Annotated in this window: 13 protein-coding genes; 10 read left to right on the forward strand and 3 right to left on the reverse strand. The window is 47.2% G+C overall.

Translation table 11 applies throughout. From position 1 onward, the window contains the following. The first annotated feature begins 84 nt into the window (after nucleotides 1–84). The 3 genes from IAQ59_RS11905 (at nucleotide 85) to IAQ59_RS11915 (ending at nucleotide 3454) form a co-directional block, all read left to right on the forward strand. Nucleotides 85–1065 (forward strand): formylglycine-generating enzyme family protein, encoded by a 981-nt coding sequence (locus tag IAQ59_RS11905; RefSeq protein ID WP_209331032.1) that lies wholly within the window; start codon nucleotides 85–87, stop codon nucleotides 1063–1065. Between the two features lie 17 nt (nucleotides 1066–1082). Beyond that, entirely contained in the window at nucleotides 1083–2402 is a 1320-nt protein-coding gene (locus IAQ59_RS11910; RefSeq protein WP_209331033.1) for a Gfo/Idh/MocA family protein, read from the forward strand. A 131-nt stretch (nucleotides 2403–2533) separates the two neighbouring features. Beyond that, complete coding sequence (locus tag IAQ59_RS11915; RefSeq protein WP_209331034.1) at nucleotides 2534–3454, forward strand: hydroxypyruvate isomerase family protein; 921 nt, start codon at nucleotides 2534–2536, stop codon at nucleotides 3452–3454. A gap of 44 nt (nucleotides 3455–3498) precedes the next feature. On the opposite strand, the gene IAQ59_RS11920 is transcribed toward IAQ59_RS11915, so the two are convergent. After that, a complete protein-coding gene (locus IAQ59_RS11920; protein ID WP_209331035.1) occupies nucleotides 3499–3981 on the reverse strand; it encodes a YcxB family protein in 483 nt (160 codons plus the stop codon). 173 nt (nucleotides 3982–4154) lie between these two features. On the opposite strand from IAQ59_RS11920, the gene IAQ59_RS11925 reads away from it, so the two are divergent. Then, a complete protein-coding gene (locus IAQ59_RS11925) occupies nucleotides 4155–4388 on the forward strand; it encodes a hypothetical protein (RefSeq protein WP_209331036.1) in 234 nt (77 codons plus the stop codon). Here IAQ59_RS11925 and IAQ59_RS11930 read toward each other — a convergent pair. Next, a complete protein-coding gene (locus IAQ59_RS11930; RefSeq protein WP_209331037.1) occupies nucleotides 4382–4801 on the reverse strand; it encodes a Fur family transcriptional regulator in 420 nt (139 codons plus the stop codon). The two genes, IAQ59_RS11925 and IAQ59_RS11930, sit on opposite strands and share 7 nt — an antisense overlap. A gap of 4 nt (nucleotides 4802–4805) precedes the next feature. Further along, the gene (locus tag IAQ59_RS11935; protein ID WP_209331038.1) at nucleotides 4806–6581 is read right to left on the reverse strand and encodes a sodium:solute symporter family protein; all 1776 of its coding nucleotides are present in this window, start codon (nucleotides 6579–6581) and stop codon (nucleotides 4806–4808) included. Nucleotides 6582–6888: 307 nt separating this feature from the next. On the opposite strand from IAQ59_RS11935, the gene IAQ59_RS11940 reads away from it, so the two are divergent. The 6 genes from IAQ59_RS11940 to IAQ59_RS11965 all read left to right on the forward strand — a co-directional run bounded on the left by IAQ59_RS11940 (nucleotide 6889) and on the right by IAQ59_RS11965 (nucleotide 13885). Next, entirely contained in the window at nucleotides 6889–7971 is a 1083-nt protein-coding gene (locus IAQ59_RS11940) for a phosphotransferase enzyme family protein (protein ID WP_209331039.1), read from the forward strand. A 10-nt stretch (nucleotides 7972–7981) separates the two neighbouring features. Next, entirely contained in the window at nucleotides 7982–10075 is a 2094-nt protein-coding gene (gene recG, locus IAQ59_RS11945; RefSeq protein WP_209331040.1) for an ATP-dependent DNA helicase RecG, read from the forward strand. Nucleotides 10076–10193: 118 nt separating this feature from the next. Beyond that, nucleotides 10194–11036, forward strand: coding sequence for an OmpA/MotB family protein (locus tag IAQ59_RS11950; RefSeq protein ID WP_209331041.1), 843 nt, complete (start codon nucleotides 10194–10196; stop codon nucleotides 11034–11036). A gap of 3 nt (nucleotides 11037–11039) precedes the next feature. Continuing rightward, a complete protein-coding gene (locus IAQ59_RS11955; RefSeq protein WP_209331042.1) occupies nucleotides 11040–11663 on the forward strand; it encodes a pseudouridine synthase in 624 nt (207 codons plus the stop codon). 136 nt (nucleotides 11664–11799) lie between these two features. Next, the gene (locus IAQ59_RS11960) at nucleotides 11800–12771 is read left to right on the forward strand and encodes an AAA family ATPase (RefSeq protein ID WP_209331043.1); all 972 of its coding nucleotides are present in this window, start codon (nucleotides 11800–11802) and stop codon (nucleotides 12769–12771) included. A 64-nt stretch (nucleotides 12772–12835) separates the two neighbouring features. Continuing rightward, complete coding sequence (locus IAQ59_RS11965) at nucleotides 12836–13885, forward strand: sensor histidine kinase (RefSeq protein WP_209331044.1); 1050 nt, start codon at nucleotides 12836–12838, stop codon at nucleotides 13883–13885. Nucleotides 13886–13896 lie beyond the last annotated feature (11 nt).

Genomic DNA, 13896 nt, shown 5'->3' on the forward strand with positions numbered 1-13896 from the left:
GCGTAATTTACACGCCTACACCTATTCAGCGGGGAGTGTCTTCTCCCTGAAGAGGCCAAGGGTGTCTTCATTCAACAAACAATCATGCATAAATACCGCATCTTGACGGCTTCTGTCGTGCTTTTAGTTTTATCCGCTTGGATAATCGCTCCGAAATGGGCAAATGACTTTGAACCCTACGAGCAAACCATCCCCCATACGTCCCTGAGTTTTGGAATGGTTCCGATACCCGGCGGTACCTTTAAAATGGGCAGTACAAAAGGAAAGTCTGACGAGGCACCCGTTCACGAGGTGGAGCTTGACCCTTTCTGGATGGGAACCCATGAGGTGACGTGGGATTTGTACGAAATGTTTCTGGACAAAAATTTTGAGTCATCCGTCAGTGATCAGCCACTAACCTCTGAAGTGGATGGGCTTACCCGTCCTTCCATTCCGTATTTGGATATGACCTTTGGTATGGGTAAGCATGGCAAGCCTGCCATCGGCATGACCCAATACGGTGCGATTCAGTTTTGCAGGTGGCTGTACTTAAAAACCGGCATCTTTTACCGCCTACCTACCGAGGCGGAATGGGAGTATGCCAGCCGGGCCGGCGCTACCACGGAGTATTTTTTTGGAGATGATCCCAAGGAACTGGACAAATACGCTTGGTTTGGCATCAATGCGGGAGAAAGCACCCAAGAAATCGGTAAAAAAATGCCTAATCCCTGGGGCTTGTACGATATCTACGGCAACGTAAATGAGTGGACTATTGATCATTATGTTTCCGACATGTACCAAAAGCGAACTGGTTCTGTGGCCAAAAATCCGTTATGGATGAGCGAAGACCTTTATCCAAAAGTGTTGCGGGGAGGAAGTTACAAAAGCACCGCAGCGGAGCTTCGTTCGGCCCACCGTGTCGCCAGCACCGCGCAGTGGAAGCGAATCGATCCGCAAATACCCAAGAGTCAATGGTGGTTCCCCGAAGCCCCCTTTGTGGGAATGCGGGTAGTGAGACCGGTAAATCCCCCCAGTTTGGAAGAAATCGAGAAATATTATGGCACCCTGCCAGAAGAAGACTATTAACATAAACTAACATAACTATGGAACCAAATAAGAATAACCACCGAAGGGATTTCCTTAAAACCTCCGCACTGATTACCGGAGGTGCTTTACTGAGTCCCTTTAGCTTACCGGGTGCGTATGCAGCCGGAACCGATGAGATCAAAATCGCCGTAGTAGGCTGCGGAGGACGCGGCACCGGTGCGGTGTTTCAGGCTTTTGAAACCGGATACAATATTAAGTTAGTAGGAATGGCCGATGCTTTTGAAGATCGAATGGAGCAATCCTATGAGCGCATCCTCAAGCGATTCGGCGAGGAGAAAGTGGTCGTGCCTAAGGAAAAACGCATAGCGGGCTTTGACGGCTACAAGGAAGTGATGAAGGATGCCGATGTGGTAATCTTAGCGGCACCTCCAGGCTTCCGTCCTGACCACTTCGAAGAGGCGGTACGTTTGAACAAACAGATTTTTATGGAGAAGCCGGTTGCAACGGACGCGGTGGGCATTCGCCGGGTGTTGGCAGCTGCGGAGGAGGCCAAGGCTAAGAAGCTGAATGTGGTCGTTGGTCTTCAGCGGCACTATCAGGACAGCTATGTAGAGACCATCAAGCGGGTGCAAGACGGTCAGATTGGAGACATCATCGGTGGTCAGGTATTCTGGAACGATGGCGGCGTATGGGTGCGTGAGCGACAACCCGGTCAAACGGAGATGGAATATCAAATGAGGAACTGGTATTACTTCAACTGGCTATGTGGGGACCACATCGTAGAGCAGCACGTACACAACCTGGATGTTGCCAACTGGGTTAAGAACGGCTACCCCGTGAAAGCGGAGGGTACCGGTGGAAGAACCGTACGGAGAGGCAAGGATCACGGTGAGATTTTTGATCACCACGTGGTATTGTTTACTTATGAAGACGGAACGGTAATACACAGTGAATGCCGCCATTTCCCAGGAGCGGCAAACCGCGTAGATGAATCGTTTCAGGGCACAAAAGGAAAGGTATATATGAATGCCGGTCACGTAGGAAGGATTTCCGACTACAAGGGCGGCAGCCTGTACGAGCATAACGGGGAAAACAACATCAATCCGTACCAAAAGGAACACAATGAGCTGTTTGCGGCCATCGTAAAAGGCGAATATAAGTTTGCCGATGCCGAAAATGCGGCAAAGAGTACCATGACATCTATCTTGGGACGCTTTGCCACCTATTCCGGTAAAGTGGTTTCTTGGGACGAAGCCATCAATTCAGAAATTAATCTAAAGCCGGATGTGCTGGCGTGGGATGCGATGCCTAAGAATGTACCGGATACCGATGGCTATTACGCATATGCGGTGCCAGGTCAAAGCAAGGTAGTCTAACTTAAATCCAGCAAGTCGCGCGACATCGTGCCAACCTAACAGACAGGCAGCAATTCTCCCAATACTGATCGGGATTGGCATCCCGATAAATCGGGACATGTTCTGACTGCTAAAATTTATATGATAAATAGATGAAGAGAAGAAATTTCATTAAGAACGTTTCCCTAGGAGCGGCTGTGGGGCTGACCGGTACCGGTGCCATAAATGCGAAGGAGATGACTGCAAACACGCACGCCGATAAAACCTTTAACCTAAATTATGCACCCCACTTTGGGATGTTCCGAAACCATGCCGGTGAAGACCTGATTGCCCAGCTGGACTTCATGTACGAGCGTGGCTTCCGAAGCTTGGAAGACAACGGCATGATGGGCAGGCCCGTGGATGTACAGGAAAAGATCGGTAACCACCTGGCCAAGCTGGGAATGGATATGGGCGTTTTTGTCCTCGATAAGGGAGGCAACGGCGCAAACACCTTTGCATCCGGATCCAAAGAACACACAGACATCTTCCTAAACGGCTGTAGAAGAGCGGTGGAGGTAGCCAAAAGGGTAAATGCCAAATGGATAACCGTGGTACCCGGCGACTTTGATCGCCGCTTACCCATGGACATCCAAACGGCCAATGTAATTGACACACTTCGTAAAGGGGCGGAGATTCTCGAGCCACACGGATTGGTCATGGTACTGGAACCCCTGAGTGACACGCCAAATTTGTATTTGCGGAACTCAGCACAGACCTACCTGATATGTAGGGCGGTAAATAGTCCATCGTGCAAGATCCTATACGATGCTTACCACATGCAGAAAAACGAGGGGCATTTGATCACCATGATGAACCACTGTTGGGATGAAATCGCTTACATCCAAGTTGGCGATAATCCCGGACGAAAGGAGCCAGGTACTGGGGAGATCAACTACCTGAATGTATTCAAACACCTCCATGAAAAAGGATTCAAAGGTATCGTGGGCATGGAACACGGCAATGCCTATCCCGGAAAGGAGGGCGAGACCGCACTGATAGAAGCCTACCGAAAGGCAGACAGTTTTATCTAGTAGACAAGTTGGCCAAAAAGTAAAAAGGTTGAGATCCGAAGATCTCAACCTTTTTTTAGGTCATATCCTTTTCGTTTTAAGATAGTCTCAATAAATTTTACGTCGTTTTCCGAATTGAAAATCTTGAAGGGCAGGTAAATAAACTGCGCCTTGCCCATCGTGAAGACGAACGCATCCTTTTTCATCTCGGTTCGTTTGATCATATCCCACTTGATGGGCATGCCTTGTTTGGCATTGAGTTTCATCAGGATTTGCCGGCTATCAATCTCGTACGCCATCTTTTCAAACATCACCTTGTTCTGTTCTAGTTGCGTGACCCCAGCAAACTGAATCACCCAAAAAAGCCAGTAAAGCGCATAGGCGAGAATGGCCATACTTATCCACCACCAAGAAGCAATCCAAAAATATCCACAGCCGATAAGAATAGCGATGAGTACAACCCACCACTGTTCTTTCAATATATTCATTAATCCTAATTTGATATATGTTCCGGTGGGGAGTTGGTATTTCTTTGTTTTTACGATCATGGGGTGCAAATTTTCAGTCCGCAAATATCGAAGGATACAGCCTATATCGCAAGCCGATACCGCTTTACTGTCAGATATTTTATCTTTTTTTAGAACACTGAGAAAAGTACTTGGGTTAATTTATTGACTTAATGGTTTTATTGATGTAATTTAATGCTTTAAAGAGCTTGGATATGAGTAGCTTAGTGATAGACCTTTTCTTAGTCGGTGTAGCCTACGTGGTGTTGATATACTTTGTAGCTACAATGACCAAAGCACGGATAAACAGAAACAGGAACAATAACGACGATGATGGTGATGGTGGAATAGAAGACCTGACACCACCAAAAATAGACCTTCCACCGGGTATTGTTTGGCCTACAGACGATACGCAGGAGCCTGTTAAGCCAACTGTCGTAGACTATTGACTGCAATTTTTGCAGATACCCATCACCAAGAGACTTTTCTCCTTTGCAATGTACCCTTCAGGAAGCGATATTTTTGGTAAGTTGATTTCTTGAATACAGCTTGTATTACCACATTCCTCACATTTGAAATGGACATGCTCGTGGTCGTGGTGGTGCTCGCTGCTGTCATGAACGCAAAGGGCGTACTTGGTGATCCCACTGTCATCCAGCACCTTATGAATCAAATCGCTTTCCAAAAACGTTTTTAGGGTCCGATAGATGGTTACCCGGTCAAAGTTTTCCTTAAGCGCTTCCTCCAAATCAGCATGGGATAGGGCTACCTTTTTTCCCATAAAGGTAGCCAATACATCTCGTCTGCAACTCGTCACCCGAAGGTTGTTATCCTTCAGAATATCGGACGTTGTGTCTGCCATGGGCTTATTTCATTTTTTTCCATCCTTTAATGACCGTAACCGCTCCTATCAGTGCGATAACTCCGGCTATAACGCCACCTACGGTGTTGCCATATATCCAGAACCCGGCAGAAAATAACGCCGCATAAACCATAATAGATCCTACCAGCATCAGTCCGATTTCCATCGGAAGCTGACCGGGTTCTGCTTGCTGATCGGGGTACCGATCGAGCAATTTTTTCCAACCATATGCCGCCGGCCTTACTTTCTGATAAAAAGCCAATAAGACCTCGTCCTTCTCTGGTTTGGTCAACAAAGTTACTAAAATCCACGTGATTGTGGTAATGGAAACTCCTAGAAGCAGCTTTAGGTAGCTCATATCTGCTGGAATGGGAAGGAAGCCAAGCTTATCGTGTATGGATTCAAAGTAAACCGCAACAACGAATGAAATGATCATAGCCGAAATCTCAGTATAGGAATTGATCCTCCACCAAAACCACCTCAAAATGAAGATCAACCCAGTTCCGGCGCCGATTTGAAGCAGGATATTGAAAGCTTCCAAGGCATTGGACAGTGCCAGGGCCAAAAATGCAGCAAGAATCATTAACCCAACGGTAGACAGTCGACCCACCATCACCAACTCCTTATCGCTGGCATCCTTTTTCATAAAGCGCAGGTAGAAGTCGTTTACCACGTAAGAAGAACCCCAGTTCAAGTGCGTAGAAATGGTAGACATCACCGCGGCAATCAACGATGCCATCACCACTCCAATAAGCCCCGCAGGAAGGAAGGTCAGCATCGCCGAGTAGGCTAAATCATTGCCCAGTTTGTCTGCCGGGATGTGAGGGAAGGCTTCCTGTAGGTCGCTAACCTGGGGAAAAATGATCAATGACGACAGGGCAATGATGATCCACGGCCATGGTCTTAATGCATAATGGGCCACATTGAAGAGAAGCGTAGCGCCGATGGCATTTTTCTCGTCCTTGGCAGAAAGCATCCGCTGGGCTATGTACCCTCCACCTCCTGGTTCTGCACCGGGATACCAGGTAGCCCACCACTGAATGGCTATCGGCATGATAAACAGTGGGATAAGTAGGTTCCAATCTGTAAAGTCGGGGATCAGGTCCAGTTTATCGGATACGTTAGGGTGTGCCAACAGACTCCCCAAACTGCCTATTTCAGGCAACCCAACGATGTAAATGGCAGCCCCAAACGATCCGGCCATTGCGATAAAAAACTGAAAAAAATCTGTAAGCAACACCCCTTTTAGGCCACCAAGCGAACTGTAAATCACGGTAACCACGGAAACCAAAAGCAGGGTAGTAAGCGGCGTGAGCCCCATCATGGTACCAAAAATCTTGATGGCCGCCAACAATACGGTGGCCATGATCACTACGTTAAAAAATACTCCCAGGTACAACGCCCGAAAAGCCCTTAAAAAGGCAGCAGGCTTACCTCCATAACGAATCTCGTAAAACTCCAAGTCAGTGGTTACCTCAGAACGGCGCCAAAGCTTTGCATAGACAAATACGGTCAACATACCCGTTAGCAAAAATGCCCACCAAACCCAGTTACCTGACACCCCGTCCTTTCGGACAATGTCCGTGACCAAGTTGGGCGTATCGGCAGAGAAAGTGGTTGCTACCATCGATATTCCCAAAAGCCACCAGGGCATATTTCTACCGGAGAGAAAAAATTCCTTTGCGCTCTTCCCGGCGGTCTTAGAGGTCAAGATGCCTATGAGCATGGAAATCACAAAAAAGGCGATGATGATTGCCCAGTCTAGTACCGAGATGTTCATGGTGTATGCTAAAATTAAAATTGGAAGATATGTGACTACAGCTTTTCTTTTTTTGAATTCAAAACAGCCTCTAAATTATTAATATTTTTACCAAATAAGGGTTCCTTTATCGATATTTTTATTAATTAATTTAATCGGGCTAGTTAGCTTCCTGCTTGCCAAGCGGATGGGGAAACCAAGCGGGTAAATATAAACGGTTTCGAACAAGATTAAGCAAAACTCTTGTAATTTTACGTGTTAAATACTTCAGGTATTCCAAAATGTACCATTTGGCACTTTCACCTAGCGGTGGGGAAAATATGAAACAATGGATAAACAGCTAATCGATCAGGTACTGACAGCCTATCCCGTCATCAAATCGGGCGTTTCTTTTTCCAGGTTCGGGTCAGGTCATATTCACAGCACCTACCGGTTGCAGGCGGGTTCCTCCGCATACATCCTTCAGGAATTTAACGACAGGGTATTCAAGTATCCGGAACGGATATCTGCCAATTTGACCGTTTTATACAGTCACCTAAAACCGGGTATGCTGGACTTTGAGCTACCCTTGCCCCTGCAAAACAAGGATGGAAAAATGTTCACTGCGATAGGTGAGCGCTTATTTCGCATCTTCCCGTTTGTGGAAGGGGTTACCAAAGATAAAGTGGATGACCTTTCGGCATGTCGGGCTGCGGCAGCGGCCTTCGCGGATTTCGTGGTGGCTTTTCTAGCGGTAGACTCGGACTCCATGCGAGATACCATTCCTGACTTTCACAACCTCGCCCTTCGCTACGAGCAGTTCGAAAACAGCATTCGCAACCCTCAGGTTCGTATTACGCAGGAGGTGGAAGATTTAATAGGGTTTTACCAAAGCCAGCGTGACCTAGTAGATACCTACAGGCAATACAAGTCGTCCCTGCCTTTGCGCGTCACCCACAATGACACCAAAATCAACAACCTCATCTATCAGGAAGACCTTTCGAGGGTCAATGCGCTGATTGACTTGGATACCATCATGGCAGGATATGTTTTTTACGATTTTGGAGACTTGGTCCGTACGGTGGCTTGTTCGGAGGATGAGTCTTCCCTAAATTGGGATTCGATACAAGTGGATTTAGGTAAATACGGTGCCTTGATAGCGGGCTTTTTCCAACCCTTAAAGGATGTGCTGGATAGGGATGAAATGGGCTCCTTGACCTATGGCGGCGAGATGATGACCTGCATCATGGGGTTACGGTTTTTGACCGATTACCTGAACGGCAACGTCTATTATCACATCTCGTACGAAAACCAAAACCTCCACCGTTCCAAAAATCAACGTATTTTGTTGCAATCGCTCAGGGATCACCGGCCGCAGATACAGCAGCTCGTGGGAGACATCATGCCTACACCCAAGCGAATGAACACCTAAAGCTAAGGCATTGTCGGGATTCTTCGATACGAATATTGAGTTTCTCAGGGGCGTAGGGCCACTGAAGGCTGAACTACTCAAAAAAGAGCTTCAGATCTTTACCTTTGGAGATTTGTTGGAGCATTTTCCGTTTCGATACGAAGACAGAACCTCCTTTGTTAAGATTAACGAGCTGACTCCAGAACTAGAACACGTACAGGTAGTGGGGAAATTGGGAAACGTGGAATTGGTAGGCGAGGGGAGAAAGAAACGCCTGATCGCCCAATTTAGTGATGAAACCGCTACCATGGAGCTCACTTGGTTTAAAGGAATTCAGTGGGTCAGCAAACGCTTGGTAACAGGCGCATCCTATGTGGCCTTTGGCAAACCCAATCAGTACGGCCGCAAGTATTCCATGGCCCATCCCGAACTGGAACTACTCACCGAACGGCAGGCAGACAAATCCTTTTTGCAACCGGTCTATTCCTCCACTGAAAAGCTAAAGAATAAATTTTTAGATAGCAAAGGTATTTCAAAGCTGATCGAGGAACTATTAAAGCAGGGGCTGAACCACGTATCAGAGACGTTTCCCCCCACGCTGATGCATGCCCATAGACTCATGGCAAAGAGGGAAGCCATCCGGCATATCCACTTCCCATCCGATATTCAGGTGCTGCGTAGAGCCAGGTATCGACTTAAGTTTGAGGAGTTCTTTTTTCTACAGCTTCGCCTGCTAAAGTTAAAATTGGCGCGAACGGAAAAATTTCGGGGACAAGTATTGGGACAAACATCCCTGCTAACGGAGTTTTATACCAAGCACCTTCCCTTTGACCTCACCAATGCACAAAAGAAGGTGACCCGAGAGATTTTTACAGACTTGAAGTCAGGCAAACAAATGAACCGCCTGGTACAGGGGGATGTGGGGTCAGGGAAGACCATTGTGGCATTTATCAGTATTCTCATAGCCGTAGACTCCGGCGCACAAACCTGCCTAATGGCCCCCACGGAAATCCTCGCTACACAACATTTCGAAGGGTTAAAGGATTATGCCAGTCAGATGGGATTGGAAATTGCGCTACTGACGGGATCTACCAAGCGTTCCTCCCGGGAAGCCATCCATGCGGCACTTTTAGAGGGGCGCCTCCACATACTCATTGGAACCCATGCTCTTTTGGAGGATGTGGTGCGATTTCAAAATTTGGGATTGGCAATCATCGACGAGCAACACCGGTTTGGTGTAGCCCAGCGTGCCAAGCTATGGGGAAAAAACCGGGAGCTCTATCCCCATGTCTTGGTAATGACCGCCACACCGATTCCCCGCACCTTGGCCATGACATTGTACGGAGACCTGGATATTTCGGTTATCGATGAGTTACCAAGCGGCAGGAAGCCGATACAAACCATCCACCGATACGACAGAGATCGGCTGCGGGTATTTGGCTTTATACGTAAGCAGATCGAAGCGGGCAGGCAAGTATATATGGTGTACCCCCTAATTGAAGAGTCTGAAAAATCGGACTTGAAAAGTCTCATGGACGGGTACGAAAGCATTTGTCGCGCCTTTTCGGAATATCCCATTGGAATCCTTCATGGCAATATGAAACCGGCAGACAAGGAATTTGAGATGGCCCGGTTTGCGAAGGGAGAAACGAAAATCATGGTAGCCACTACCGTAATCGAAGTAGGGGTCAATGTACCCAACGCCACGGTGATGGTTATCGAAAATGCCGAGCGCTTTGGCCTCTCACAGCTCCATCAACTTCGCGGAAGGGTGGGTCGCGGCTCCAGCCAGTCTTATTGCATTCTGATGACCAAATACGAACTGTCCAAAGATAGCAGGGTGCGGCTGGAAACAATGGTCAGAACCAATAACGGATTTGAAATTGCCGACGTAGACCTCAAACTGCGGGGTCCAGGTGATCTAACAGGTACGCAGCAGTCTGGGCTTACGGATCTGAAAATCGCCGATTTGAGTAAAGACGCACCTATTTTGGCATTGGCCCGGGATGTAGCAAGAGAGATATTGGAGCAGGATCCCCAGCTACTGGCAGAGGAACATAGGCCCATTCTTGCCCAAATCAGCAAGCAGAAGAAAAACGCCGTTAACTGGAGCCGAATTTCTTAAGCTAAAGCCGGTTTTTTGTACCAAATTCGCGGTATATTTCGTTTGAATAGGCAGCATGAGGGGGCGGTTGGTACGGTTTTTATTATTTAATCGGTAGTTTTACCTATACTCTATGATTATGCACTTGTCTAGAATACCTTTAGTTGTCGTTCTGATTGGAATATTGGGCTTTTCCTCGTGTGTTTCCAAACGAAAATTTACCGATGCCACTATGCGGATTGCCACCCTAACCCGCACCTTGGGCGACACCGAATCATCGCTTCAAGCGACGCAGCAGAGCCTAAAAAACACCCAAGAAGCGCTCGAGCAGACCAAGGGCGAGCTTTCCCGTGAAAAAGAGCTCGTCGAGACACTCAACAGCCGTTTAAGCCAAGCATTATCCACCTCTTCCACGGTGCAGCAACAGCTGACCGAAAAAGAACGTCGGCTTTTGGAGCAGCAAGAGCGGTTGGATATGCTACAAAACCTACTCGATGAACAGCGTTCGGTGATGGCCGGCCTGAAGGCTACGGTAGACCGGGCATTGAATCAATACCGATCCGACGAGCTTCAGGTATATGAGGAGGATGGCAAGCTCTATGTTTCCTTGCAGGATAAGTTGCTCTTCCCCTCGGGCAGTGCCACGGTCAATCGAGACGGACGGGAGGCGTTGGGTAAATTATCCGAAGTGCTAAACGCCAACGAAGAAATTCAGATCATGGTAGAAGGACACACCGATAATGTGCCCATCAGCGGCCGGTTTGAAGACAACTGGGCATTGAGTACGGCGAGGGCCACCGCCATCGTGCGAATACTGACGGAAAGCTATAAGGTAGCTCCGGAGCGGGTGATTGCATCGGGTAGAAGCTACTATTACCCCAAGGCTCCAAACGACAGCTCGGAGGGTAGAGCAAAAAACCGGAGAACGGAAATCATCCTCACACCAAAGCTGGATGAACTGTTCAACCTATTGAACCAATAAGCCATGCCGTTGAGATACTTTGTCCTGTATAAGCCCTTTGGCGTATTAAGCCAATTTAGCGGGGAAGGACATACGTTGGGGGAGCTATACGATTTCCCGAAGGATGTCTATCCCGTAGGCAGGCTGGACAAAGACAGTGAAGGCCTTCTTTTGGTAACCAATGACAAACCGCTGAATCATTATTTACTTGATCCATCCTACGGACATGAACGTACCTATCTTGCACAGGTAGAAGGGCTTATTCAGCTGGATGCCCTGCTAGCGCTGCAGGAGGGGGTGATCATCCGGGTAGAAAACAAGGATTACCTTACCAAAAAGGCAAAAGCCGCGCTTCTTCCCAACGAGCCAGCGCTGCCGGTACGGAATCCGCCGATCCGTTATCGGAAAAACGTGCCGGATTGCTGGATTTCTTTGACCCTCACGGAGGGCAAAAACCGCCAAGTAAGAAAAATGACTGCCAAAGTAGGTTACCCTACGCTGCGGTTGGTGAGGTGGTCTATGGAAAATCTCACGATCGATGGGATGCAACCTGGACAGGTAGTGGAAAAATCAAGGGACGAAATCTATCTGAGCTTGGGATTTTCTTCCGGGAATCGCAATGGAGATTCCCCCAAAGTAAGAAAATAAGCCATTCTTCTACGCAAAAAACAATAACAGCCCCATGTTCATTGTGAGATCAAGCGAATTGTTCTAATTTAGGCCGAATTATAATTCGGGGAAAGGAAACTCTCCGGCAAAGGTAAAACAACATCAACCATTGGATATGCATCAGGAAAAAATAGCAGCAGCCATACAGGAAGTAAAGAAGATAGTCGTTGGTCAGGACAGGATGATAAACAGACTGTTGATCGGATTATTTACAAACGGACACATCCTTCTCGAAGGGGTACCGGGACTGGCGAAGACACTGACCGTAAATACCTTGGCCAAGGTGCTGCATTTGGATTTTAAACGGATCCAATTTACGCCGGATTTGTTGCCTTCTGACCTGATAGGCACGATGATTTACAATCAACTAAACGCCAATTTTGAGGTAAAGAAAGGGCCGATATTCTCCAACATTATCTTGGCAGACGAAGTAAACCGCTCCCCTGCCAAAGTACAGTCTGCACTTTTGGAGGCGATGCAGGAAAAACAGGTCACTATTGGAGAGACTACCTTTGTGTTGGACAAGCCTTTTCTGGTATTGGCCACCCAAAACCCCGTAGACCAAGAGGGCACCTATCCCCTTCCCGAAGCACAGGTAGACCGCTTTATGATGAAGGTAAACATAGACTATCCTTCCAAAAGAGACGAAATGGAGGTAATGAGGAGGATGACAGATGCCTTTTTTGTGTCGGAGGTCAATCCGCTTCTAAATAAGGAAGATATTTTTGCGATCCGTGCGGAAATCAATAAGGTGCGAATAGCCGAGCCGCTCGAAAACTACATCATTGAGCTGGTTTTCTGCACCAGGTTTCCGGAAAAGTACGGAATGGAACAGGAATCCCGCTACATACAATTTGGAGCTTCACCACGGGCAAGCATTAACTTAAATCTAGCCGCAAAAGCTGTCGCCTACATGGATGGGAGGGATTACGTACTGCCGGAAGACATCAAAGAAATCGCCGTGGATGTGCTGAACCACAGGATCATTCTGAATTACGAAGCCGAAGCAGATAATATCAGCACCAGAGATATCATTCTGCGGATTTTGGATAAAATTCCTTTGAATAAAACTGCGGTATTTAACTGATGGGCAAGGCATCCTGCATCTACTTATGCAAGATGACCGACCCATTATACGTTAAATCCCATGTATGGATAAGAGCAAATTATATTGGATACTTCAGGGAGTAGGTTGGCTGGGATATGCCGGCCTAAACCTGTTTTTTCTATCCTTTGACCGCGGAATCACGGCAATTCAGGTAGGGGCCTACCTTTCGCTTGCCACCTTTTACTTTTTATCCACACACTTTTTCCGGTATTATATCAAGAAAAACACTTGGTTTGAATTTCCACTTGAAAAGCTCCTCAAGAAGGTCTTTTTATCCCTCGTCGCGCTGAGTTTCCTAAACATGTTTGTCCAGGTGATCATCAACTTGGCCTTCGATATCTTAAACCCGCTGGTGGATCTTACTCCCCTATTTTTGCTGGCAAACCTCTTTACCAGCTTCGTTTTTTACTCGCTGTGGGTATTGATGTATTTCCTGTTTTATTTTCTGGATAATTACAACGCCACCCTGAAGTATCAGGCAAAAATCAACGAAATAAAGCTCATACACCTACGCAATCAGTTAAACCCCCACTTTATCTTTAATGCACTGAACAGCGTACGGGCACTTGTGGACGAGGATCCCAAAAAGGCCAAATCTGCTATCACCCAACTTTCGAATATTTTGCGGTATTCATTGATCATGGACAAACACAAGGTAATCCCCTTTGGCGAAGAGCTGAACACGGTAAAGGACTACCTCAACTTGGAGCTTATCAGGTTTGAAGAACGGCTAACCGTTCAGTATGAGATCGAGGATGCCGCATTTCAATACAAGATCCCCCCCATGATGCTTCAAACCATCGCCGAAAACGCCATCAAACACGGCATCTCAAACCTCATGCGGGGAGGTATCATTGAAATTAAATCCAGTATCGGTCTTCTGGGAGATTTATATATTTGGGTAAAAAACAGCGGACAGCTTAAGGGCGAGTCGGTCAGCCACAGACCGGGCGAGGGGCACGGTATTTCCAATACGATTGAACGCTTAAAACTCATCTATGGGGGAAGAGCTTCCTTCAAAATATTCAACCACGGACAAGAATTTGTAGTCACTGAAATCAAAATACCGAAACAAAATAGTAACTTAGAATAAAAATAAAGATG

The organism is Lunatimonas salinarum, from assembly GCF_017811155.1.
In the GTDB taxonomy this organism is placed as follows: Bacteria; Bacteroidota; Bacteroidia; order Cytophagales; family Cyclobacteriaceae; genus Lunatimonas; species Lunatimonas salinarum.

What these genes read in the sequence shown, in the direction of transcription:
- IAQ59_RS11920 (WP_209331035.1), bottom strand. Translation starts at nt 3,981, where the DNA reads ATGATCGTAAAAACAAAGAAATACCAACTCCCCACCGGAACATATATC.
- IAQ59_RS11960 (WP_209331043.1), top strand. Translation starts at nt 11,800, where the DNA reads ATGCATCAGGAAAAAATAGCAGCAGCCATACAGGAAGTAAAGAAGATA.
- IAQ59_RS11910 (WP_209331033.1), top strand. Translation starts at nt 1,083, where the DNA reads ATGGAACCAAATAAGAATAACCACCGAAGGGATTTCCTTAAAACCTCC.
- IAQ59_RS11940 (WP_209331039.1), top strand. Translation starts at nt 6,889, where the DNA reads ATGGATAAACAGCTAATCGATCAGGTACTGACAGCCTATCCCGTCATC.
- IAQ59_RS11935 (WP_209331038.1), bottom strand. Translation starts at nt 6,581, where the DNA reads ATGAACATCTCGGTACTAGACTGGGCAATCATCATCGCCTTTTTTGTG.
- IAQ59_RS11955 (WP_209331042.1), top strand. Translation starts at nt 11,040, where the DNA reads ATGCCGTTGAGATACTTTGTCCTGTATAAGCCCTTTGGCGTATTAAGC.
- IAQ59_RS11965 (WP_209331044.1), top strand. Translation starts at nt 12,836, where the DNA reads ATGGATAAGAGCAAATTATATTGGATACTTCAGGGAGTAGGTTGGCTG.
- IAQ59_RS11925 (WP_209331036.1), top strand. Translation starts at nt 4,155, where the DNA reads ATGAGTAGCTTAGTGATAGACCTTTTCTTAGTCGGTGTAGCCTACGTG.
- IAQ59_RS11930 (WP_209331037.1), bottom strand. Translation starts at nt 4,801, where the DNA reads ATGGCAGACACAACGTCCGATATTCTGAAGGATAACAACCTTCGGGTG.
- IAQ59_RS11905 (WP_209331032.1), top strand. Translation starts at nt 85, where the DNA reads ATGCATAAATACCGCATCTTGACGGCTTCTGTCGTGCTTTTAGTTTTA.
- IAQ59_RS11950 (WP_209331041.1), top strand. Translation starts at nt 10,194, where the DNA reads ATGCACTTGTCTAGAATACCTTTAGTTGTCGTTCTGATTGGAATATTG.
- IAQ59_RS11915 (WP_209331034.1), top strand. Translation starts at nt 2,534, where the DNA reads ATGAAGAGAAGAAATTTCATTAAGAACGTTTCCCTAGGAGCGGCTGTG.